Source organism: Corallococcus sp. bb12-1, from assembly GCF_026626765.1.
GTDB lineage: Bacteria > Myxococcota > Myxococcia > Myxococcales > Myxococcaceae > Corallococcus > Corallococcus terminator.
The window spans coordinates 1-21,095 of sequence record NZ_JAPNJZ010000007.1; the positions used below are offsets into that span (position 1 = coordinate 1).

Genomic DNA, 21,095 nt, shown 5'->3' on the forward strand with positions numbered 1-21,095 from the left:
CCACCGGGTGGTGAGTGATTTCACCGGGGAGCTTCAGCGCTCCATCCCGGGCCTGCTGATCTCCCAGGAGACCTTCCGGCGTCACCTGGAGGAAGCGCACGCGGCGGGCTACGAGCTGGCGAGCCTGGGCGACGCGGTGGATGTGATGGCGGGCCGGCGCACGGCGAAGAAGGACCTGTGCGTGGTGACGTTCGACGACGGCTACCGCGACGTCTACCGGTACGCGTACCCGGTGCTCAAGCAGATGGGCGTGCCGGCCATCACCTACCTGCCCACGGCGTTCATCGACACGGACAAGCGCTTCAACCACGACCGGCTCTTCCACCTGCTGCGCCGCGTGCAGGAGCGCCGCTTCCACCCCGACTTCGAAGCGATGCCCGGTCCGTCCGTGGAGCTGCTGGGGCCCATCCTCACCGGCCACAAGACGGTGTCCGCGGCGCTGGACGACTTCATCGGCGAGCACCCCACGCGGGTCCTCACCGGCATCATCGACGCGCTGGAGAAGCAGTTGGGCGGCGGAGCGGACCTGGTCCCCGAGCAGGGCGACGTGATGAGCTGGGACGAGGTGCGCACCATGGCGCGCGACGGCTTCGAGTTCGGCGCGCACACGCTGGGCCACACGGTGCTGACGCAGGAGCCCACGCCGGTGGTGGAGCACGAAATCCTGGAGTCCAAGCGCACCATCGAGCGCGAGGTGGGCGTCCAGGTGAAGGACTTCGCGTACTGCAACGGCTGGTATTCGGATGAGATCATCCGGGTGCTGAGCCAGAACGGCTTCCGTTCCGGTGTCACCACGGAGGATTTGCCCAACCGCGTGGGGGGCGACCCGTTCACCCTCAAGCGCAAGGTGATGTGGGAGAACTTCAGCCTGGGCATGATGGGGGACTACTCGTCCGCGCTGACGGTGTGCCAGTTCGACGACTGTTTTGGCGTGCTGGGCATGAGCCGCCCGGTGCTGGGTCGCCGGCCGCACTCGCTCGCGCCGCTCATCGGGAGCATCCCGGGCAGCAACGTCATCATCCAGGACACTGTCCTGCCCGCGTCAACGCTGACCAAGGTGACGCCGGTGGAAGTCGTGCAGGTGACAGAGCCGGTGCTGGTGACGGACCCGAGGGTTGCCGCGGTGGTGGGCGGACCCCAGGTGGTGGTGGCGTCGGACGTGGCCCTGGCCCCGGAGGCGGCGCAGCCGGAGGAGATCCAGTGAGTGCGTCACCCAAGCCGGTCGCGACCCCGTCGTTCCTGGGGCGCGCCGGCCCGTTGGTGTTGGCCCGGCTTTTCACCGCCGGGCTGACGTTGTCAATTCCGCTCGTGCTCGCCCGGGTGCTGCGCCTGGAAGAGTACGGCACGTACTACCAGCTGTTCCTCATCGCCACGACGCTCTCCTACGTGCTGCCCTTCGGCGTGGCGCAGAGCCTCTACTACTTCCTGCCCCGCACGGAGGCGAAGCGGCCCTACCTGGGCCACGCTTTGCTGTTCGTGTCGGGGGCGGGGCTCGTGGCGGCGGCGCTGGTGTGGGCCTTCCTGGGCCACGTGGCGGCCTACTTCAACAACCCGGCGCTGATGGAGTACCGCGCGTCGCTCGCCATCTACACGGCGTTCTTCCTGGGCAGCTACCCGCTGGAGATTTCCCTCACCAGCCAGGGCAGGACGAAGGCGTCCGCGGTGGTGTACCTGGTGTCCGACGCGGTGCGCGCGCTGGTGATGGTGGTGCCGCCGCTGTTGGGCCTGTCCCTGCACGGGATGATGATCGCGGTGGCTGGGTTCGCGGGGCTTCGCTACGCGGCGACGTGGATGGTGTCGCTGCGCGGGTCCAAGGGTCCCCTGGTGGACCGCAAGCTGTTCCGCGAGCAGCTCCTGTATTCGGCGCCTTTTGGCGCGGCCATGTGTCTGGCCATTCCGCAACAGAACGCGCACCTGTACGCGGTCGCGGGCGTGGTGGCCCCGGCGGTGTATGCGCTCTACCGGGTGGGCTGCTTCCAGTTGCCGGTGGTGGACCTGCTCTACACGCCCACGAGCGAGGTGCTGATGGTGCGCCTGGGCGAGCTGGAGCGGGAAGGGCGGCTGGAGGAAGGGGTGGAGGCCTTCCGTGAGGCGGCCGGGAAGCTGGCGTATGTGTTCCTGCCCTTCGCGGCGTTCCTCTTCGCGGCGGCGCCGGAGTTCGTGGGGGCGATGTTCGGCCAGAAGTTCCTGGAGGCGGTCCCCATCTTCCGGGTGAGCGTGCTGGGCGTGGTGCTCGCCATCCTGCCCATGGACGGGACGCTCCGGGCCCGGGGCCAGACGCGCGCCATCTTCGCCTCGTACCTGGTGAAGGCGGTGGTGACGGTGCCGCTCCTGTGGTTTGGCGTGAAGCACTTCGGGATGATGGGCGGCATCGGTTCGTGGGCGCTGGCGGAGGTGGTGGGCAAGGGGATGCTGCTGTCCCGGGTGCCCGCGGCGCTGTCCACCCCCGAGCGGAAGCTGGGCCTGATGGATGTGATTCCGTGGCGGGAGCTGGGACAGGCGACGCTGGCGGCGGGCATCGCGGGCGGGAGCATCTTCCTGTTGCGCACTGGCGCGCACGACGCGTGGGTGAGCCTGCCCACGGGCTTCCTGTGGCGCGTGCTGCCCCTCGCGGTGGCTGGGATTCTCTTCGTCGTGGGCTACGTGGTGGGCCTGTATGCGCAAGGCGTTCGCCCGTTGAGCGCGTTGCAGTCCCTCCGGCCCCGCCGGGCGGTGTGAACGTCGTCGGGAATCAGACGCGTGGGGAGGACTTCCCTCTCCCCACGTGGGTACTTAGTTTCCGCAGCGTCACGGAGTACGGGCGGGCGAGGAGAGGCGTGATGGGATTCGATGCGATGACGTTGTACCGGATGGCGCACGGGCTTCGGATGCGTGGTGTTCCGCTGCTGCCGGCCGTGCTTCGCAAGGCCATCTACTACCTCCACAGCTCGTACATCCCCGAGGACGCCGAGCTGGGCGAGGGGACGCAGTTGGGCTACGGCGGCATCGGCGTGGTCATCCACAAGTCCGCGAAGGTGGGCCGTCACGTGCTCATCTCCCAGCAGGTGACCATTGGCGGTCGCTCTGGCCTGGAAGGCGCGCCGGTGATTGGCGACTACGTGCGCATCGGCGCCGGGGCCAAGGTGCTGGGCAACATCCACGTGGGCGACTTCGCGGTGATTGGCGCCAACGCGGTGGTGGTGAAGGACGTGCCCGCGGGCGCGGTGGTGGCGGGCGTGCCCGCCAAGGTGATCCGCCAGGACGCGGATCCGCTGACCACCTACCAGCGTGAGATGGGCCTGCTGCCCCGGCGTCCGGCACCGAAGCTCACCCAGGTTCCCCGCCCTCCCTCCCAGGCGTCGTCCCGCTAGGGCTCGCGGTCCGGAAGAAGAGGGGACTTGCCCATGCGCGTGCTGCTCGTCGGAGACTACCCGCCGCCCTATGGCGGCGTGTCCATCCACGTCCGACAACTCCATCAATTTCTTCGCGGCCGTGGGGTCGAAACGAAGGTGCTCGATATCGGGAAGGGTGGCCGGCCGGCTCCGGACGTCCTCCCCGTTCAAGGCGCCGCCGCGTTCGGCCTGCGGCTCGCGGGATTCACCTCCGCGGGTTGGGTCACCCACCTGCACACCAGTGGCAACAACCCGAAGGCGTGGCTGCTGGCGGCGCTGGTGGGCACCATGCCCGGGCCCCGTTCGCCGCGCGTCATCACGCTGCACTCGGGGTTGATTCCAGACTACCTGGCTGAGTCGCAGGCCCGGCGGGTGTTCGCCCGCACGGCGCTCGCGGGGTATGCGCGGGTGGTGGCCGTGTCTCCAGCGGTGCGCGACGCGGTCATCGCGTGCGGCGTGCCGGCCGAGAAGGTCCTGGTGCATCCGGCCTTCTGTGGTTCGCAGGTGCAGCCCGGGCCGGTGACGGCGGAAGTGGAGGCCGCTAGGGCGCGCCGGCAGCCGCTGCTGACGATGGCCCACCATCCTTCGCCCGTGTACGGGCGCAAGCAGATGTTCCGCGCGCTGAAGCTGCTCGCGGAGACGCATCCGAACGTGGGCCTGGCGCTGTTCGGTCCGGGCACGCGCTCCGAGGAGTTCATCCGCGACGCGCGGGAATTGGGCGTCGCGGGACTGCTGGAGGACCTGGGCGAAATGGAGCATGCGAAGGCGCTGGGGCTCTTGTCCCAGAGCGATGCCTTCATCCGGCCCACGACGCACGACGGGGACTCGCTCTCCGTGCGCGAGGCGCTTGCGCTGGGAGTGCCCTGCGTGGCGAGCGACGTGTGCGTGCGCCCCGAGGGGACGCGGGTGTTCAAGGCCGGGGACGAGCACGCGCTGGCGCAGGCGGTGCGCGACGCGCTGAAGGCGGGCCCGGCGAAGGTGATGGCCCCGGACGTGGGGCCGGTATTGCTGGACGTGTACGCGGAACTGCTGCCGTCCGGCATGGCAGGTGCAGGAACGGTGAACGCGGCGTGATGGGGCAGGTGGTGGGGCTTCCGGCAACGGGAGCGCTTCATGGTTTCGCAATCTGGATTCTGACTTCAGGAGAAGACGATGCGCCGTAGTGACGAGATGGATCTGTCGAAGCGGGCCCTGCGCGGGCGTGACCTGGTGGTGTTCTCCAACGACTGGGATGGGGATCCACTGTCGAAGGTCCACATCATGCGGATCCTCTCGCGGGACAACCGCGTGCTGTGGGTGAACAGCATTGGCAACCGCGCGCCCAAGGTGAACGCGCACGACGCGAACCGGATCATCCGGAAGCTGAAGTCATTCAGCGAGGGCATCCGCGAGGTGGAGCCCAACCTGCACGTGCTGGCCCCGCTGGCGATTCCGTTCTACGGCTCGGAGACGGTGCGCAAGGCGAACCGCCACCTGCTGCGGTTGCAGGTGCTGCGCGCGATGAAGCAGCTCAAGTTCGAGCGGCCCATCTCTTGGAGCTTCCTGCCCGCGTCCGCGCCGGTGTCCGGCACGCTGGGCGAGGACTTCGTCGTGTACCACTGCGTGGATGAGTTCTCCGCGTTCAGCGACACGAATGGCAAGCACATCGCGGAGCTGGAGGAGCGGCTGCTGCGCCGCGCGGACATGTGCATCACGTCCGCGGAGCGCCTGTATGAGAACAAGAAGAAGCTGAACAAGCGCACGGTGCTGGTGCGCCACGGCACGGACTTCTCGCACTTCGTGAAGGCGTGCGACGCGGAGACGCAGGTGCCGGAGGACATCGCGAAGCTGCCCAAGCCCATCATCGGCTTCTTCGGCCTGGTGGCGGACTGGATCGATCAGGACGCCATCGTGGCCTGCGCAAAGGCGCACCCGGAGGGGTCGGTGGTCATCGTGGGCAAGACGACGCCGGACTGCGACGACTCCAAGCTGCGCGCGCAGCCGAACATCCACATGCTGGGGCGCAAGCCGTACGCGCAACTGCCGGGCTACAACAAGGCCTTCGACGTGGCGCTCAACCCGTTCGTCATCAACGAGCTGACGCTCAACTCCAATCCGCTGAAGGTGCGTGAGTACCTGGCGTCCGGCCTGCCGGTGGTGTCGTCGGACCTGCCGGAAGTGCGCAAGGTGGGCCTGTGCCGCATCGCCACCACGCCGGCGGACTACGTGGAGAAGGTGAACGCGGCGCTGGCGGACAAGCCGGGTCCGAACCGCGAGCGCGCGGAGAAGATCTTCCACGAGAGCTGGGAGGCCCGCGTCGCGGAGATCCGCCAGCACGTGGGTGAGGCGATGCTCGCGGCGGGCAAGAAGCTGTAGGTCCGGTCAGGTACCGGGCGACAAGAGGGCGCGGGTCCGGCGGGTTCCGGGCACCGCGCCTTCGTCATTGCGGGGCGTCAGATTTCAAGCTCGACCGCTCTCAATGGCAACCCACGCGTCGTTGAGTTCCCGTGTCATGATGAGCGCAAGCTCTTTGAGCTTGGGTCCTAGCGCGTCGACCTTATCGGGGTGGTAGAGCGCGATCATCTGGAGATACGCCTTTCGCGCTTCTGCCTTGGATGTACCCTTGGCCACGCCCAGTACGTCCCAAGGGCTTTTCTTGGAAGAAGGATCTGTGACGTTTGGCTTTGAAGAAGCGTTTTGACTCTTCTGCTCGCGGGTTTGACGTCGCTCATTTTTTGCCTGTGCTGAGCCTTGCTCCGACTTGTTACCCTTCTTGTCTTGAGGAGGAGTCTTCGGCCGCTCCTTGCGGCCTTTCTGCTCTCCTTCAGACTGGCTGGCGCTTTCCTTGTTGTTGCTTTTCTCTCGTGGAGATGACTTGGGCTCTTCTTGAGCAACAACAGAAAAGCTGAGGACATAGTTCCCGACCAATACTTCGTCAGACGCGCGGACTGGCATCCATCCGGTGACGAAGGTCCCGTTGATACGCGTCCCATTGGTTGAGCCCACGTCGTTGATCATTATTACGCCATTGGAGTAAATGGCGCGACAGTGAACTTTTGAGACGTTTGTTTGCTTGAGAATGACATCATTCTCGGGCGCACGGCCGATCGTAATTTCGTGTTTTTGGAAGATATTGCTAAGGCGGGGCTTTCCGCCTTGCATCCCGAGTTGGATTTGGATTGCAGCCATGCTGAACTCCAGTGCGGCAAAGCCTTTCGCTTGCAGATCTTGGTGGGTTTTTCTTTTTTGGGAACGTCACGTCTTTTGTAGTGAGCGCGTGTCTTTGTTAGGCGAGCGGCCCGTCACCCGGCGCTCCAGGTTCGCGTAGCGGCGCGCGAGCCGGGCGTAGTCAGCGGGCTTCACGGGAGTGCGCTCGCGGGTGCGGACAAGGTCTTCCTTCGCGTCCAGGTATTCGCGCGCGGGCACGCCGCAGGTCTCCTCCAGAAGCCGCGCGGCCTCCGCGTCCGGCAGGGACGGGGCGATGCCCAGACGTTCCTGCATCAACCGTCGCAAGGTGCTGTCGAGCTCTGGCAGCAGCTCTGCTTCCACCCTGGCGCGACGCATGAGCCACCCGAGCGAGCGCACGTACTCGCGCGAAGAACGGTGGCGCTCCACCCGCACGGGGCGGGGGGCACCGAAGCGCGTGCCCCGTGAGACGACGTACACGAGCCCCACAGCGAGCGCCTGCGCGATGAACACCCAGAGGCCGTGGGACAGGGGAGGGCGGGCGACTGCCGCGTGGTGGAACTCATCGAAGCGCAAGGGACCGCGTGCGGCGAGCGCATCCCAGAAGCGCAGGTTGTCGAGCAGCTCCAGCCGCCGGTTCTCCGCGAGGTCCGCGCCCGCGACCACGTAGACCTCGCCCTTGCCGTGGGCCCAACGCCACACGACGCTGGCCCCGGCCCGGCCCGCGAGGGGCACCGCGTCCTCTCGGTCCATGCGCAGGCTCCGGTCGCGCGACACGCGCAGCGATGACAGGCCCCGCAGCGCGCCCGCCGGAAGCCAGACATCCACGGTGACACCCGCGGGATCCACCCATTCCGAGTCGAGGCCCTGGTGATTCGTGCCCGGCAGAGGGCCCGACACCAATCCCAGCCACTCCTCCAGCCCCGGCTGCTGCTTACCCAGCGTATGCGGTGAAAGGTACACGAGCGTGCCGCCGTCCTGGACGAAGCGCTCCAGCGCGGCGACCTCCTCCTTCGTCACCGGTTGGGCCTGCGGCGCGGCGATGACCAGCGTGCGCGTGCCGGCGGGAATCGACTCCAGGGAGGCTTCCTGGGTGCTGACGTCTCGGCCGCCCTCGCGCAGGTACACGAAGAGGCCCTTGAGTCCCAGGGGGCCGGGATTCGTGATGGACGGCACGGGGGAGTCCGGTGCGGCCTGGCGCGAGGCGAGTCCCACCGCCAGCGCCACCGCGATCAGCAGACCCAGGGCCGCCGCGACGCGTGCGTTCTTCACGGCCTGCCCTCCGCGAGCGAGCCGTGCAGTTGCTCCACGGACTCCACGAAGCGCGCGGCCTCGTCGGGCGGGACGGGCTCCAGTGAATAGAAGGCCTGGTCGTACCAGCCCACCAGTCGCTCCACCTCACCCGTCACCCGCGCCGGTGCTCCACGCGTGGGCAGCTCCGCGGCCAGCTCGCGGTTCGTCTTCACCCGGTCCGGCCTTGCCAGCTTGCGCTGCTCCAGCGTGGACAGCAGGCCCAGGAGCCCTTCACGGATGGCTTCGCGCGAGTCCTGCGTCTCCAGCGCGGTGCGTGCCCGGCCCAGGTGTTCTCCGGGCGTGTCGAGCTCCAGGGGCGGTGCTTCACCTTGCGTCCCCGCCGCGAGGACGACCTTCCGGTTCCTGCGCCAGCGCACGCGCAGCACGCCGAACAGGACCACCGCCAGCGCCACGCCCAGCATCACCGCGCGCGTGGCCACGGCGAAGCCTTGCGCTCCTCTGGACTCGAAGAGTCCTTCCAGCCAGGTCTCCAGTTCCCGCAGCAGGCGCGTCACCACGTCACTGTTGCGTTGTCGTGCCCTCGCGAACTCCGGCCGATCGAGGATGGCGCGCAGCCGCTCCGGATTGCTCGCGACCTCGGGGGCGCCGGACTGTTGGCCCGTCTCCAGCTTGCACACCGCGTCCAGATACACCGTGAGCTGGTGGGCCCGGTCTTGCGGTGTCTGGCCGGAAGTTCCGGGCGGAAGCGGCACGCCCTCCAACTGCTCCACCAGTCGATTCACCTCCGCGTTGAGTTCCTGGGGCCGCGCGCGCGCCGTCTCCTCGAGCCGCTGCGCGACAGCGTCGCGGTCGGCGCAGGGCAGGGCGGACAACACCAGGAGCAGGGGCAGGGAGGGCACGGGGAGCTGGCCTTCAGTGGGACTGCGTCGTCGGTTCCGGGGTCGCGAGCCGGCGCTCCAGATCCAGGCCCTCGCGACGCACGCGCATGTCCACGTAGAAGAACGCCGACACGACGAAGCTTAGCGGCGTGAAGAACGACTGTCCCACCACCTGCAACAACTCCGCGGGCACCAGCAGCGCCTGGGGGATGGCGGCCTGCGAGGCGGGGTCCAGCAGGTTGCCGCCATAGGTCAGCCGCACGATCCACGCGGGGAGTCCCGACACCAGGCTCACCGCCACGAGGATGCCGCCCACCACCGTGGACAACACCATGGCCCGCACCGTCCCGCGCCCCATGAAGCCCGGCTCCACGCGGCCGGAGAGCAACGCCCCGGAGCGCTTGAAGGCGGTCCACGCCCCCACGTCCTCCATCGCCAGCACGGGCGGCAGCAACATGAAGCGCAGGAAGTACCAGAGCACCGCGGCCAGTCCGCCCAGTCCCAGCAGGATGGCGCCGATGATGATCAGCGCCACGCTCAGCGCCGTGTTTCCTCCCGAGCCCTTGCCCGTGACGACCGCGACCACGGCCAGTCCCATGACGATGGAGCCCGGCAGGCACAGCAGCACCGTCACGCCCAGGGACCATCCGAGCGACAGCAGGTACGTCGTCGTCAGGGTGCCCAACCGGGAGAACGCCCGGCGCAGTCCGTCCATGGGGCGCACCGGGTCTCCCAGGTACGAGGGCACCACGTATCGAGCCGCCGCCGTGGTGGCGACCCAGAAGTTCCAGATGAGGAACACATACAGCACGCCCATCATCCCCATCGCGATGCCCGATTGGGTCAGGGTCTCCGCCGGATTCGCCCCCGCCTGGGCCCCCTGCAATCCGGGCAGCACGCCCACCACGCGCGTCATCGCGAAGGTGAAGACCTTGACCGCGATGTAGTTGACCAGGTCGAACCCCAGACACAGCACGAACAGGGTCTTCAGGTGCGCGCGCCAGAACGTCGCGGCACGGTCGATGAGTTCCCCGATGGCGAGCGGGCGCAGTTCAGCGGAAGTCGCGGAGGGATTCACGGCCGCGCAGCATAGCGCGCCTCCACCGGATGGGGCCGTGCATGCGGAGCCGCGCGTTCGGGCCACCTCGCCTCTCTCCGGGGGGGCGTCATTCCCCCCCGCTGTGAGCATCCCCGCACGCGTCCAGCAGCGCCCGGGCCGCCTCGCGCGGATCGTCTGCCTCCAGCACCGCGGAGATGACCGCGACGCCCCAGGCCTTGGGCACGGTCCTCGCGCGCTCGGGCGTCATCCCTCCCAGGGCCAGGGCGGGGCAGGGCAGCCGGTCCGCGAGCGTCTGGAAACCCTCCGGCCCCAGTGGGGTCCGCGTGTCTCCCGGCTTGGAGCCCGGCGCGAACACCGGACTCACCAACGCAAAGTCCGCCCCCGTCGCCGCTTCCGCCTCCTGCGCGTCATGCACCGCCACGCTGATGATCCGCCCGTCGGGCAGGTGCGGGCGCACGTCGCGCGGGGAAGGACCGGAAGCGGGCAGGTGCAGGTGCGCGCCCACGAGCAACGCGACATCCAGCCTGCCGTTGACGAACAACACCCGCCCCCGGGGCCGGCACACGTCCGCCACGAGCCGGGCCTCCTCCAGGAACAGGCGGCCCGAAGCCTCCGGGTGACGGTGCTGCACGGCGACGTCGGGCCCCGCCTCCAGCGCCCGCTCCAGCGCGGACAACAGCCGCGTGCGGGGAAGGCGCCAGTCGGTGATGACGACGAGGCGGGGCAGGGAAGGCACTACTCGACGAGCCCTTCGATGGGGCTGGACGCGGAGCCGTACGCCTTGCGCGGAATGCGTCCGGCCAGGTACGCGTCGCGGCCGGCCTCCACCGCTTTCTTCATCGCCACGGCCATGCGAACGGGGTCCTTCGCGCCCGCGATGGCGGTGTTCATGAGCAGCGCGTCCACGCCCAGCTCCATCGCGATGGCCGCGTCGGACGCGGTGCCCACGCCCGCGTCCACGATGACGGGCACCTTCACCACCTCGCGGATGAGGCGCAGGTTGTGCGGGTTGCGGATGCCCAGCCCGCTGCCGATGGGCGCCGCCAGCGGCATCACCGCCGCGCAGCCCGCGTCCTCCAGCTTGCGCGCCGTGATGGGGTCGTCGCTGGTGTAGGGCAGCACCGTGAAGCCCTCCTTCACCAGGATGCGCGCCGCCTTCAGCGTCTCCTCCACGTCCGGGTAGAGCGTCTTCTCATCCCCCAGGACCTCCAGCTTCACCCACTTGCTCATGCCCAGCTCTTCAGCGAGCCGGCAGGTGCGCACCGCGTCGTCCGCCGTGTAGCAGAGCGCCGTGTTGGGCAGGAGGCGCAGCTTGTTGCGGTCGATCCAGTTCATCAGCGACGCCTCGCCCGTGGCCTTCAGGTCCAGGCGCCGCACCGCCACCGTGACGAGCTCCGCGCCGGAGGCGTCGTGGCACTGCTTCATCACCTCGTGGCTGGGGTACTTCCCTGTCCCGACGATGAGCCGCGAGGTGAACGTCACTCCCGCCAGCGTGAAGGGCTTGTCCGCGATACCGCTCATGACCGTGTCCTCTTTCAGGCCTGCACTCACCCGCCACCCACGAAGGTGACGATCTCCACCCGGTCCCCATCCTGGAGCCGGTGCTCGGGGTGACGGGCGCGGCGCACCACCTCCGCGTTCACCTCCACCGCCACCCCCGGCCCGCTGCTCAACCCCAGCAGCGTCAGCAGGGACGTAAGGGTGCCACCCTCCGGCAGCTCTCTCGCTTCTCCGTTGACCCACACCGTCACGGCGTCACGACTCCTTGCGACCCGCCCGTGCTGCTCGCGGGGACCTGTCGGTGCCAGTACAAGGGCGGTTCTGCCCTGTCAACGCACAGCCTCCTTCACGAAACAGCCCTGTTACAGCGCGCCCAGACGGATTTTTCGCGCTCCGCTGAGTTTGTTCCGCCTCCCCAGCAGGCAGGCGACCAGGGCCTTTTTCATCGGAAAGGGCCCCCTGTGTCCTGGATCCGTTGCTGACAACCCCTGTGCAGGTACGGGGGGAGCGACCAGTTTCTGCCCAACGCCGGGGAACAAATCCTCCGGCTTCCAGAACACACCACACAGGGGGAAGTCACATGCGGAAGCTCATGATTGCGGTTACTGCGGTGGCGGGGCTGACGATGGTCGCGGGCTGCAAGAAGGACGACGTCCAGGAGCAGCGCGAGGACGTCGCCGAGGCCCGTCAGGAAGCGGCGCAGGAGACGGCGGAAGCGCGTCAGGACGAGGGCCAGGAGCTGGCCGCGGCGCGGCAGGACGCCAACGAGGAGATCGGCGCCGCGCAGCGCGACAGCAACGAGGACATCGCGGAGGCGCGCCAGGACGCCAACGAGAAGATCGCCGCCGCCAATGAGGACGTGCGCGACGAGGAGAAGGACCTCGCGGAGGCCCAGGCCAACCGCAATGAGGACCTGAACGACGACCTGGCCACGGGCGGTTCGGGCATGGTCGGCGCGACCGCCGCCGCCACGACCATCAATGGTCGCGTGCTGTCGAAGTCGGGTGACACGCTGACGGTGGTGGACAGCAACAACCGCGAGCTGAAGATCAAGACCAACGACAAGACGGCGCTGTTGGACAACGGCAGCCGCGCGGTGAAGATGGACGACATCAAGGAAGGCTCGCAGGTGCGTGCTTCGTACGTGATGGACGGCAAGGACATGGTCGCCCGCGACGTGACGCTGGTGGCGGCCGTGAAGAAGATGGACAAGTAGTTTCGCGCCTCGCACGCGTCAGCGCGCAGGCCTGAAATGGACTTGAAGGCGACGGCCCCCGCTTCATCGCGGGGGCCGTTTCCTTTTTAGTCGGGGATACACCCGGTGGGGTGGGACGGGAATGTCTGACCCGGGTGGTAGGACGCGGGCGTGAGGTCTTCCTCATGCCTTCCCGCCCCCGGGAAGCGCCTCCCGAAGGAGCGTCATCCACGATGGCCACCCATCCCCCCGTGCAGTCCGCGTCCCGGCCCTTCATCCTCTTCTCCACCGGGGCCACGTCCTATGAGCTGGTGCGCTACCTGGGGTCGCGCGCCGGAGGGGAGCTGTTGCTCGCCCGCCGGCACTACGCGCGCACGCCGGGGAGCCTGGTGCTCATCAAGCGCCTGCGCGACGTCGGGGACGACGTGGGGCGGGCGCGGCTGCGCGAAGAGGTGAAGTTGCTCATGCGGCTGAGCCACCCGGCCATCGCCCCGGTGTACCTGGTGCGGGTGCACGACGGCGCGCCCCACCTCGTCATGGAATACGTGGACGGCCCGTGCCTGGAGACGCTGTCCAGCTTCGCGGCGCTGCGGCGGCGGCCGTTCTCGGAGGCGTTCGTCGCGTACGTGGGCGCGGAGGTGGCGGACGCGCTCCACCATGCCCACGCGCTGGAGGATGCCCGGGGTCTTCCGGTGGGCGTCGTGCACCGCGACGTGAGTCCCCGCTCGGTGCGCGTCGACGTGCACGGGCGGGTGCGGCTTTCGGATTTCGCGCTCGCGTGGTCGCGGTTGCCGGGGCGCGTGGTGACGGAGCCGGGGCTCGTGCGCGGGGATGTGGCCTATGCGTCGCCGGAGGCCCTGGAGGGCCAGTCCCTGGATGGACGGGCGGACCTGTTCTCCCTGGGAATGGTGCTCCTGGAGCTGCTCACCGGGTTGCACCTGCTGGACCTGGAGGACGTGGAGCGCGCGGCGCAACAGGCTCAACCCCTGCCCGGCGCGCAGGGGCTGTGCGCGGAGACACCCAGTTGGCTGCCCGCGCCGCTGATGGCCGCGCGCATGGCGTGCCTGTCGCCCGTGCACGTGGAGCATGCGACGCGGGGGTTGTCGGAAGGCATGCGGGCGGTGCTCCAGCGGGTGCTCCGGCGCGAACGCGACGCGCGCTTCCAGACGGGGGCGGAGTTGCGGGACGCGCTCCGGGAGCTGATGGGCGCGGCGGGGCGGCCCTATGGTCCTCCCGAAGCGCTTCGCGAGGTGGCGGAGGTGCGGACGGATGCACTCGTGGGGCCAGCCGGGGACGCGGAGGCTGGCCTCCCGCTGGAGGATGAGGCCTGGTCCGACGACGACGATGGCGGTGGCCTGGACTGGTGCTGAAGCACGAACCCGGGGGCCAGACGCTTGTCATCACGGGAGGCGGTGGCGAAGACTGCTGGCATGGGTGACGTGAAGGAATTGCATCAGCGCTGGTGCATCGCGGACGGTCATGCGGATTCGCTGATGTGGAACCGCGACCTGTGCGAGCGGTCAACGGAAGGGCACGTGGACTTTCCCCGCCTTCGCGAGGCGGGGGTGAAGTTGCAGTGCTTCACGCTGGTGACCCGGGGCTTCCCCTTCATTGGCGGCTTCCCGCTGTTCGCCGCGTGGCGCAAGTGGCCCCGCGAGGCGCGTGGTGGCGAATGGCTGCGCGCCCTCTGGCAGATTGAAAAGCTGGATGCCTTCTGCGCCCGCTCCGGGGACTCGGTGCGCGTCGCCACCACCGGGGCGGGGCTGGAGGACAACCTCGCGCACGGGCGGCTGTCGGCGGTGCTGGGCGTGGAGGGAGGCCATGCCATCGAAGGCAAGGTGGAGCGACTGGCGGAGCTGCACCGGCGCGGGGTGCGCTTCATGGGGCTCACGCACCTGTCCAACAACGACCTGGGCGGCTCCTCGTTTCCGATGATGGGCAACCGGGGGCTGACGCCGCTGGGCCATCAGGTGATGGAGCAGATGGCCCACCTGGGTCTGAGCGTGGACGTGGCGCACGCGTCCGAGCAGACGCTCACGGACCTCTTCGCGCACCCCACCGTGCGCTACTTCTGTTCGCACACCGGCGTGCGCGCGGCGGGGGGCGGCTGGCGCAACCTGTCCGACGCGGCGCTGCGCACCATTGCCCAGCGCGGCGGTGTGGTGGGCATCATCCTGGCGCCGGTGTACCTGGGCGGGGACACGATGGATGACGTGGTCCGCCACGTGGAGCACGCGGTGGAGGTCATGGGGGAGGAGGGTGTAGGCGTGGGTTCCGACTACGACGGCATGGTGGCGCTGCCGAAGGGGATGCGGGACGTGACGGATCTGCCCCGGCTCACCGAGGCGCTGTTGCGACGACACCCGGAGTCCTGGGTGGAACGTGTGATGGGTGGCAACTTCCGACGTTACTTTCGCGAGACGCTCGGCGGTGGTTGACAGGGAAAAACCGCTCGCGAAGAGTCGCCGGCACCCATGAACCGTCTTTCTCTCGCGCTCTTGTCCTTCGGCTTCCTCCTCCTTTCCGGCTGTGGCGGGCCGGGCTCGGGTGACTCGTGTGACGGCGGGGACTACGTGTGCCTGGACGACGCGCAGGCGCTGGAGTGCCGGGGCGGGACGTGGCGCTCGCTGGCCTGCCGCGGGCCGCTGGGCTGCCGCGAGCTGTCGGACAGCGTGCGGTGCGACACGTCCCTCAACATCGAGAACGACGCGTGCGCACAGGACGCCGAGGGCAAGGGCGTGTGCAGCCCGAACGGCGCGGCGCTGCTGCTATGCGAGGGTGGCATCCTGAAGAAGACGCAGGACTGTTCGTCGTGCACCGTGCAAGACGATACGGTTGTCTGCGCGCCCTGAGGTGTCTCCCTGCGGCCATGCCCGGAAGGAGCATTCCTTCCGGACACGGCGCGGGTCTCAGCGCTCCGGTTCGCCTTCGCCGTTGGAGGAGGGCGGGGCGCTTGGGACGGGCGGGCCGGGCAGGTAGCCGCCCACCGCCATCCGCTTCGCGGACTTCGTGTACAGCTCTGGCGACATGCCCTGGACGCCAGTGCCGTCAATCCAGCGGTTGTAGAAGTTGAAGAGCGCGCAGACGGACACCGCGTCGTAGACGGCCTCGTCCGACCAACCGGCTGCCTTCAGTCGCTCCACGTCCTCGCGGCGCACGTCTCCGGGCGCGTCATTGAGTTGGTCCACGAAGGCGAACAACGCCCTCTCGGCCTCCGGGATGGGGGCCGTCGCCACATCGTCCAGCACTGCCTGGACGCGCTCCGTGCTGCCCAGCAATTCCGCCGCGACCGCGGCGTGAGAACCCAGTCAAAACACGCAGGCGTTGCGCCGCGACGTGTACGCGGCGATGAGCTCCCTCAGGCCCGCCGACAGCGGCGAAGGCCCCCGCATCACCTCGTGGGTGAACGCGGACAGCGCATCCGTCATGCGCGGCTTGTAGGCGAACAGGTGCCAGATCTGCGGCGGCGCGAAGCCAGAGGACCGCGCCATGGCGATCATCCGTCCGTAGTGGCCGTCGGACTCGTGGGACTCGACGTCCGGCAAGTACATGGGTTCCGGGGACTTCTTCATCGCGCACTTCCTGTTTCGGGACGACGGAGGGAGATGGCGGTCAGGACAGCGATGCGAGGAACGCATCCAGCACCGCGTTGAAGGCTTCCGGCTGCTCCTGGTTGGGCAGGTGCGCGGCGTTAGGAATGACTTCCAGCCGTGCCCCCTGCACCAGGTCCACCATCTGCTTCGCCTTGGGCAGGGGCGTGACGGTGTCGTGCTCGCCCACCACCACCAGCGTGGGCCCTGCGAAGCGCGCCAGGATGTCCTTGCTGTCCGGCCGGAGCGCCATGCCCCGCTGGGCGGCGGCGAGCGCCTGGGGGGACGCGGAGAGGCCCATCGCCGTCACCTCTCGGCCCACCGGAGAGTCCGGCCCCGCGTGCACGAGCTTGGGCACCAGCCCCTGGATGACGGACGGCGCGCCCTGGGCCAGGGCCTGCTGGGCGGTGGCTTCGCGCTTCTCCCGGCCGGCGTCGTCATCCGCGGTGCACTGCGTGTCCACCAGCACCAGCCCGCGCACCCGGCCCGCGTCCTCGCGCAAGAGCGCCATGGCCGCGTAGCCACCCATGGAGACGCCGCCCACCACCGCCGAGTCGATGTTCAACGCGTCCAGCAGCGCGAGGCCGTCCTGCGCCAGCCGGCGCATCTCCGTGGGCCCCTCACCCAGCCGGCTCTGACCGAAGCCGCGCAGGTCGGGGACGAGGAAGCGGTAGCGCCCGGACAGCGCCGCCACCTGCCGGTCGAACGCGGAGCCGTCCAGTGGGAAGGCGTGCAGCAGCAACACCGGCAACCCCTGGCCCACGTCCCGGTAGTGGAGCGGGATTCCATCCACGGCGACCGTCAGCATGCGTCCTCCCAGGCAACCGCGTGAGGGGTGCGGCGTTCAGAGCCACTTCTTGTACTTGAACCAGCCGATGAGCCCCAGCGGGAAGCCCACCATGGTGGCCCACATGGCGTAGTACCAACCCTTGCCGGACAGTTCGTCGAAGTTCTGCCCGAAGAAGCCGACGATGAAGGACAGGGGCAGGAAGAGGGTGGCGAAGATGGTGAGCTGCTTGCTGATGTCGTTGGTGCGGTTGGCCACCATGGACAGGTAGCCGTCCATCACGTTGCCCACCACGTCGCGGCCAGAGTCGATCTGCTCGTACAGCCGCACCAGATGGTCGTACACATCGCGGAAGTACAGCGTCGTCTTCTCTTGAATCTGCGGGATGCCCCGGCGCGACAGCATGCCCACCACGTCCCGCTGGGGGGACAGCACCCGGCGCAGCGTCACCAGGGCGCGCTTGAGCTGGAAGATGCGCTGCAGGTGCTCCGGCTCCGGCTCCGCGAAGATGGCGTCCTCCAGGTCGTCCAGCGCGTCGCCGAAGTCGTCCATGATGGGGAACTGCGCGTCCACGAGCGAGTCCGCGAGCAGGTAGAGGATGACGTCCACCCCTCGGCCCAGCGTGCCCGCGGGGTCGTCCTTCACGCGCCGGATGATGGCGTCGTGGCCGGGCAGCCGCAGCTGGTGCACGCTGATGAGCCAGTCGTTCGCCAGGAAGTAGTGCTGTTCGTGCAGCGTCAGCTCGGTGACGTCCTTGCCGTTGCAGCTGAAGCCCTGGAGCACGATGAACTGGTGGTGTGGGTACTCTTCCAGCTTGGGCCGCTGGTCCAGGTGCAGGCAGTCCTCCACCGCGAGCCGGTGGAGCTGGAAGCGCTCGGCCAGTTGCCCCATGACCTCCGCGTCCGGCTCCAGGACGTCGATCCACTTGAGGCCCGGCCGGTCGAGCAGCTCCTCCCCGCCCGAAACCGCCTTGCCGTCCTCCCACAGACAGACCTGGATCATCTTGAGTCGGCTCCCCGGCCGTCCTTCTGGCCCGGGACGCTTGCTAGAACTCCCCGGACGCGATGTCGAGGGATAGAGTGGGGGCAACGTGTCCGCTGCCGCCGAGAGTCCCCCGCCGGCCTCCCTCACCCCGAGGCTCGAAGAAATCCTCCAGTCACTGCCCGACCGCGCCTTTTCCGCGCGGCTGCGAGCGGTGTATCTCGCCGCGGCCCATGCCATCTCGCGGCTGAGTGACCTGGACCTGGTGAAGTACGAGACGCCCGTCGTCGACGCCAGCCCCGACCTGTCGTTGTGGGAGGAGATGGCGCCCGTCATCCGCGACACGGTGATGGACGTCAACGCGCTGCTCAACGTCATCCGGGAGCAGTTCCCCGGCACCCCGCAGGGGGGGCCACCCCCGGCCCGCCCGGGCCCCGCCGACGTGCCTGGCATGCTCCAGGCGGGCATGGGGAAGCTTGCCCAGAGCATCACCCAACTGGGCGAAGCGATGCGCAACCCGTCCGTGGTGAGCGACCGCTGGCAGCTGTTGGCCGAAATCCAACGTTTCCGCGCCGACTACCGCGAGCAGATGAGCCAGCTCGTCTTCGAGTCCGCGAGCGCCTTCGGCGAGGTGTCCCGCGCCCAGGTCGTCCCGGGCTACGAGGCGGAGGTGAAGGCGGCCGTCACGGTGCGGGCCATCACCTCCGACCTGTCGCGCATCGTGGCGGCGCGGCTGGGCAAGGTGCGCGACGCGAAGCCGGAGGAGGTGCTGTGGAACGCGCAGCAGCTCCAGACGGAGATGGACGCCTTCGGCCGCACCGCCGCGTACCGGAACCTGCGCGCGCAGGACAAACGGAAGATCGTCGAGGCCCGCGCGGAGGTGGGGGCGCTCGCCATCCAGACCGCGCCGGACCAGCGGGAGCTGCTGACGGTCGCGGAAGCCCTGGATGCGCTGGTGCGAAGCCTGTCCGCGGTGAACCAGCGGCAGTTGCTCATCCTCCACGACCGTGAGGTGTGGGCCGCGTGCGGCGTGCGCCTGGAGCGCGCCCTGATGCAGTCGAAGAAGGATCCGGTCGCGTCGGCCAAGGCGCTCGCGGAGGCCGCGGTCAGCGCCCAGGCGCTCTACGGCCGCGATGCGACGATGGACGCGTTCCTGCGCAAGGCGCGCAAGCTGAAGCTCGCCACGCTCACCGGGCCCGAACTGCTCTCCACCATCGAGTCCTTCCAGGGACAGCTCGCGCAACTGGACGTGATGTGAAGGCCGGCACGGCGAAGGGCTTGGCGAAGAAGGTGGAGCCGCGCCCCTTGCGACAGGCGGACCTGTCCCAGGTGCAGGGCATCTTCACGGACGTGGATGGCACGCTGACGACCGGCCACAAGCTGCGCAGCCAGACGATCCGTGCGCTCGAACAGCTGTCCGGCTCTGGCCTGCGCGTGGTGCTGGTGAGCGGACGTCCGGCGGGGTGGGGCGAGGCGTGGGCCCGCCAGCTTCCGGTGGATGGCGTCATCGTCGAGAACGGTGGGCTGTTCTTCCTCAAGGGGAAGAAGGGCGAGCTGCGCAAGGTGTACCTGGAGCCTCCTGGCCAGCGTGAGGCGAACCGCAAGCGCCTGGAGGAGGAGGTGCACCGCGTGCTGGCCCAGGTGCCCGGGGCGCGCCTGTCGGTGGACAGCCGCTACACGGAAGTGGACCTGGCGGTGGACTACAACGAGGAGGCCCGGCTGGGAGACGCGGGAGCGTCCGCCATCGAAACGCTGCTGCGGGCGCGGGGCGTGACGGCGGTGCGCTCGTCGGTGCACGTCAACTGCTGGTTGGGTCGGTTCGACAAGCTCTCCGCGTCCCGCCGCTTCGCGCGCGTGGCGTGGGGCGAGAAGCTGGAGCCCGCGGACGGTCGGTACGTCTACGCGGGGGATTCTTTCAACGACGCTCCGATGTTCCAGGCGTTCAAGCTGGGCGTGGGCGTGGCCAACGTGCGCGCGGTGCTGGATCGCATCGACGCGCCCCCGGCCTTCATTACCCGGGCGCCCGAGGGGCGGGGATTCGAGGAGCTGGCACGCGCCCTCCTCGCCCGCCGCCGGCCGTCCCGCAGTCGAGGAGTCTCAACGTGAATGTCGTGAAGCTGGAGCTGGCCCGGGGCCTGGGGCGTCACCTGCGCGCGGGCCACCCGTGGGTGTTCCGCAAGGCGCTGGAGCACCCGCCGCGGATCCCCGCTGGCAGCGTGGTGGACCTGACGGAGAACGGGAAGTTCGTCGCGCGCGGGTACTATGATCCGCACTCGGCCATCGCGGTGCGCGTGCTCACGCGCGACTCGCGCGAGACGGTGGACTCGCGCTTCATCACCCAGCGCGTGCAGCGCTCGCTGGCCGCGCGCACGTCGCTCATCGACCTGAAGGACACCGACAGCTACCGCCTCATCCACGGCGAGGGCGACGGCCTGCCCGGCGTGGTGGTGGACCTGTACGCGGGCTGGGCGGTGATGAAGCTGTACTCGGCGGGGCTCACCCCCTACCGGCCCCTCATCGTGGAGGCGCTGAAGGCGGGCGTGCCGGGCTTGAAGGGCATCATCGGCCGCGACGAGGTGGGCCGCGACGACGTGGAAGAGGACGACGGGCGCGGCACCGGGCGCATGCTCTGGGGCGAGGAAGCGCCGGAGCTCATCCCCATCCGCGAGCGCGGCGCCGTGTTCATGGTGGACGCGTGGCGCGGACAGAAGACGGGCTTCTTCCTGGATCAGCGGGAGAACCGCCACCTCATCCGGCGCCTGGGGCAGGGCAGGGACGTGCTCAACTGCTTCTGCTTCAGCGGAGGCTTCTCCGTGAACGCGGCTCTGGGCGGCGCCAAGAGCGTCTTCTCCGTGGATCAGGACCCGGAGGCCATCGCCCTGGCGCGCGAGAACTTCACGCGCAACGGGCTGCCGGCGGAGAAGCACGACTTCCTCGCGGCGGACGTCTTCGCCCTCATCCAGTCGTTCAAGGAGGAGGGCCGCACGTTCGACCTCATCATCCTGGACCCGCCCGCCTTCGCGAAGAGCCAGCGCGCGGTGGAGGCCGCCATCGACGGGTACGCGTCGCTCAACCGGCAGGCCCTGGCGCTGCTGCGTCCCGGAGGCCTCCTGGCCACGGCGTCGTGCTCCGCGCGCGTGAACGGGGACATGTTCATGGGCGCCGTGCGCGAGGCGGGCTTCAAGGCCGGCGTGGACCTGGCGCTGGTGGAAGAGCGTTACCAGCCGCCCGACCATCCGGTGCGCCTCCAGTTCCCGGAAGGCAAGTACCTGAAGTTCTACGTGATGCAGGCGGTATAGCGCGCCGCCCGGCCA

General features: G+C 68.9%; 23 protein-coding genes. 12 read left to right on the forward strand and 11 right to left on the reverse strand.

Annotation, left to right across the window (positions count from 1 at the left end):
- The 5 genes from OV208_RS10685 to exoP all read left to right on the forward strand — a co-directional run.
- On the forward strand, positions 1–1,204 hold a 1,204-nt coding region (locus tag OV208_RS10685), incomplete at its 5' end, for a polysaccharide deacetylase family protein (RefSeq protein WP_267573733.1).
- Complete coding sequence (gene exoM, locus OV208_RS10690; RefSeq protein ID WP_267573734.1) at positions 1,201–2,718, forward strand: spore coat polysaccharide flippase ExoM; 1,518 nt, start codon at positions 1,201–1,203, stop codon at positions 2,716–2,718. The genes OV208_RS10685 and exoM, both read left to right, overlap by 4 nt.
- Before the next feature lie 101 nt (positions 2,719–2,819).
- Positions 2,820–3,350, forward strand: coding sequence for a serine O-acetyltransferase (locus OV208_RS10695; protein ID WP_120542153.1), 531 nt, complete (start codon positions 2,820–2,822; stop codon positions 3,348–3,350).
- Positions 3,351–3,383: 33 nt separating this feature from the next.
- A complete protein-coding gene (locus OV208_RS10700) occupies positions 3,384–4,445 on the forward strand; it encodes a glycosyltransferase family 4 protein (RefSeq protein WP_267573735.1) in 1,062 nt (353 codons plus the stop codon).
- A 78-nt stretch (positions 4,446–4,523) separates the two neighbouring features.
- A complete protein-coding gene (gene exoP, locus OV208_RS10705) occupies positions 4,524–5,726 on the forward strand; it encodes a spore coat polysaccharide biosynthesis glycosyltransferase ExoP (RefSeq protein ID WP_120542151.1) in 1,203 nt (400 codons plus the stop codon).
- Between the two features lie 84 nt (positions 5,727–5,810).
- Here the strand turns inward: exoP and OV208_RS10710 are convergent, their stop codons facing one another.
- From OV208_RS10710 to thiS, 7 genes are all read right to left on the reverse strand, one after another.
- On the reverse strand, positions 5,811–6,539 hold the full coding sequence (locus OV208_RS10710; protein WP_267573736.1) for an FHA domain-containing protein: 729 nt from the start codon (positions 6,537–6,539) through the stop codon (positions 5,811–5,813).
- Between the two features lie 66 nt (positions 6,540–6,605).
- Positions 6,606–7,808 (reverse strand): DUF4350 domain-containing protein, encoded by a 1,203-nt coding sequence (locus OV208_RS10715; RefSeq protein ID WP_267573737.1) that lies wholly within the window; start codon positions 7,806–7,808, stop codon positions 6,606–6,608.
- On the reverse strand, positions 7,805–8,689 hold the full coding sequence (locus tag OV208_RS10720; protein WP_267573738.1) for an O-antigen ligase family protein: 885 nt from the start codon (positions 8,687–8,689) through the stop codon (positions 7,805–7,807). The genes OV208_RS10715 and OV208_RS10720 overlap by 4 nt, the downstream gene beginning before the upstream one ends.
- 13 nt (positions 8,690–8,702) lie before the next feature.
- Positions 8,703–9,746 (reverse strand): hypothetical protein, encoded by a 1,044-nt coding sequence (locus OV208_RS10725; RefSeq protein WP_267573739.1) that lies wholly within the window; start codon positions 9,744–9,746, stop codon positions 8,703–8,705.
- An 88-nt stretch (positions 9,747–9,834) separates the two neighbouring features.
- Positions 9,835–10,464 carry a thiamine phosphate synthase gene (locus tag OV208_RS10730; RefSeq protein ID WP_267573740.1) on the reverse strand — a complete coding sequence of 210 codons (630 nt, stop codon included), beginning with the start codon at positions 10,462–10,464 and terminating at the stop codon, positions 9,835–9,837.
- Positions 10,464–11,249, reverse strand: coding sequence for a thiazole synthase (locus tag OV208_RS10735; RefSeq protein ID WP_120537821.1), 786 nt, complete (start codon positions 11,247–11,249; stop codon positions 10,464–10,466). Before OV208_RS10735 ends, OV208_RS10730 begins: the two co-directional genes overlap by 1 nt.
- A gap of 26 nt (positions 11,250–11,275) precedes the next feature.
- Positions 11,276–11,479: a sulfur carrier protein ThiS gene (thiS, locus tag OV208_RS10740; protein WP_120542145.1), complete on the reverse strand. Its 204-nt coding sequence runs from the start codon at positions 11,477–11,479 to the stop codon at positions 11,276–11,278.
- A 341-nt stretch (positions 11,480–11,820) separates the two neighbouring features.
- Between thiS and OV208_RS10745 the strand changes: the two genes are divergently transcribed.
- The 4 genes from OV208_RS10745 to OV208_RS10760 all read left to right on the forward strand — a co-directional run bounded on the left by OV208_RS10745 (position 11,821) and on the right by OV208_RS10760 (position 15,275).
- Positions 11,821–12,444: a hypothetical protein gene (locus OV208_RS10745; RefSeq protein ID WP_267573741.1), complete on the forward strand. Its 624-nt coding sequence runs from the start codon at positions 11,821–11,823 to the stop codon at positions 12,442–12,444.
- Positions 12,445–12,656: 212 nt separating this feature from the next.
- Positions 12,657–13,793, forward strand: coding sequence for a serine/threonine-protein kinase (locus OV208_RS10750; protein WP_267573742.1), 1,137 nt, complete (start codon positions 12,657–12,659; stop codon positions 13,791–13,793).
- Positions 13,794–13,853: 60 nt separating this feature from the next.
- Positions 13,854–14,861 carry a dipeptidase gene (locus OV208_RS10755; protein ID WP_267573743.1) on the forward strand — a complete coding sequence of 336 codons (1,008 nt, stop codon included), beginning with the start codon at positions 13,854–13,856 and terminating at the stop codon, positions 14,859–14,861.
- 36 nt (positions 14,862–14,897) lie between these two features.
- A complete protein-coding gene (locus OV208_RS10760) occupies positions 14,898–15,275 on the forward strand; it encodes a hypothetical protein (protein WP_267573744.1) in 378 nt (125 codons plus the stop codon).
- 57 nt (positions 15,276–15,332) lie between these two features.
- Here the strand turns inward: OV208_RS10760 and OV208_RS10765 are convergent, their stop codons facing one another.
- From OV208_RS10765 to OV208_RS10780, 4 genes are read right to left on the reverse strand one after another with little or no spacing between them, the layout of a single operon-like run.
- On the reverse strand, positions 15,333–15,701 hold the full coding sequence (locus OV208_RS10765) for a carboxymuconolactone decarboxylase family protein (RefSeq protein ID WP_267573745.1): 369 nt from the start codon (positions 15,699–15,701) through the stop codon (positions 15,333–15,335).
- A gap of 30 nt (positions 15,702–15,731) precedes the next feature.
- Positions 15,732–15,995 carry a peroxidase gene (locus OV208_RS10770; RefSeq protein WP_267573746.1) on the reverse strand — a complete coding sequence of 88 codons (264 nt, stop codon included), beginning with the start codon at positions 15,993–15,995 and terminating at the stop codon, positions 15,732–15,734.
- Between the two features lie 40 nt (positions 15,996–16,035).
- A complete protein-coding gene (locus OV208_RS10775; RefSeq protein WP_267573747.1) occupies positions 16,036–16,821 on the reverse strand; it encodes an alpha/beta fold hydrolase in 786 nt (261 codons plus the stop codon).
- Between the two features lie 36 nt (positions 16,822–16,857).
- Positions 16,858–17,802, reverse strand: a complete 945-nt coding sequence (locus tag OV208_RS10780; RefSeq protein ID WP_267573748.1) for a magnesium transporter CorA family protein — start codon at positions 17,800–17,802, stop codon at positions 16,858–16,860.
- An 88-nt stretch (positions 17,803–17,890) separates the two neighbouring features.
- Between OV208_RS10780 and OV208_RS10785 the strand changes: the two genes are divergently transcribed.
- Genes OV208_RS10785 through OV208_RS10795 form a run of 3 tightly spaced genes read left to right on the forward strand, consistent with a single transcriptional unit; the run spans position 17,891 to position 21,080 of the window.
- Positions 17,891–19,039: a hypothetical protein gene (locus tag OV208_RS10785; RefSeq protein ID WP_267573749.1), complete on the forward strand. Its 1,149-nt coding sequence runs from the start codon at positions 17,891–17,893 to the stop codon at positions 19,037–19,039.
- Positions 19,036–19,887: an HAD-IIB family hydrolase gene (locus OV208_RS10790; RefSeq protein WP_267573750.1), complete on the forward strand. Its 852-nt coding sequence runs from the start codon at positions 19,036–19,038 to the stop codon at positions 19,885–19,887. Before OV208_RS10785 ends, OV208_RS10790 begins: the two co-directional genes overlap by 4 nt.
- Positions 19,884–21,080 carry a class I SAM-dependent rRNA methyltransferase gene (locus OV208_RS10795; RefSeq protein ID WP_120537576.1) on the forward strand — a complete coding sequence of 399 codons (1,197 nt, stop codon included), beginning with the start codon at positions 19,884–19,886 and terminating at the stop codon, positions 21,078–21,080. Before OV208_RS10790 ends, OV208_RS10795 begins: the two co-directional genes overlap by 4 nt.
- The last annotated feature ends 15 nt before the right edge of the window (positions 21,081–21,095 follow it).

What these genes read in the sequence shown, in the direction of transcription:
- OV208_RS10695 (WP_120542153.1), top strand. Translation starts at nt 2,820, where the DNA reads ATGGGATTCGATGCGATGACGTTGTACCGGATGGCGCACGGGCTTCGG.
- OV208_RS10700 (WP_267573735.1), top strand. Translation starts at nt 3,384, where the DNA reads ATGCGCGTGCTGCTCGTCGGAGACTACCCGCCGCCCTATGGCGGCGTG.
- exoP (WP_120542151.1), top strand. Translation starts at nt 4,524, where the DNA reads ATGCGCCGTAGTGACGAGATGGATCTGTCGAAGCGGGCCCTGCGCGGG.
- OV208_RS10710 (WP_267573736.1), bottom strand. Translation starts at nt 6,539, where the DNA reads ATGGCTGCAATCCAAATCCAACTCGGGATGCAAGGCGGAAAGCCCCGC.
- OV208_RS10735 (WP_120537821.1), bottom strand. Translation starts at nt 11,249, where the DNA reads ATGAGCGGTATCGCGGACAAGCCCTTCACGCTGGCGGGAGTGACGTTC.
- OV208_RS10745 (WP_267573741.1), top strand. Translation starts at nt 11,821, where the DNA reads ATGATTGCGGTTACTGCGGTGGCGGGGCTGACGATGGTCGCGGGCTGC.
- OV208_RS10750 (WP_267573742.1), top strand. Translation starts at nt 12,657, where the DNA reads ATGGCCACCCATCCCCCCGTGCAGTCCGCGTCCCGGCCCTTCATCCTC.
- OV208_RS10755 (WP_267573743.1), top strand. Translation starts at nt 13,854, where the DNA reads ATGGGTGACGTGAAGGAATTGCATCAGCGCTGGTGCATCGCGGACGGT.
- OV208_RS10760 (WP_267573744.1), top strand. Translation starts at nt 14,898, where the DNA reads ATGAACCGTCTTTCTCTCGCGCTCTTGTCCTTCGGCTTCCTCCTCCTT.
- OV208_RS10770 (WP_267573746.1), bottom strand. Translation starts at nt 15,995, where the DNA reads ATGAAGAAGTCCCCGGAACCCATGTACTTGCCGGACGTCGAGTCCCAC.
- OV208_RS10775 (WP_267573747.1), bottom strand. Translation starts at nt 16,821, where the DNA reads ATGCTGACGGTCGCCGTGGATGGAATCCCGCTCCACTACCGGGACGTG.
- OV208_RS10780 (WP_267573748.1), bottom strand. Translation starts at nt 17,802, where the DNA reads ATGATCCAGGTCTGTCTGTGGGAGGACGGCAAGGCGGTTTCGGGCGGG.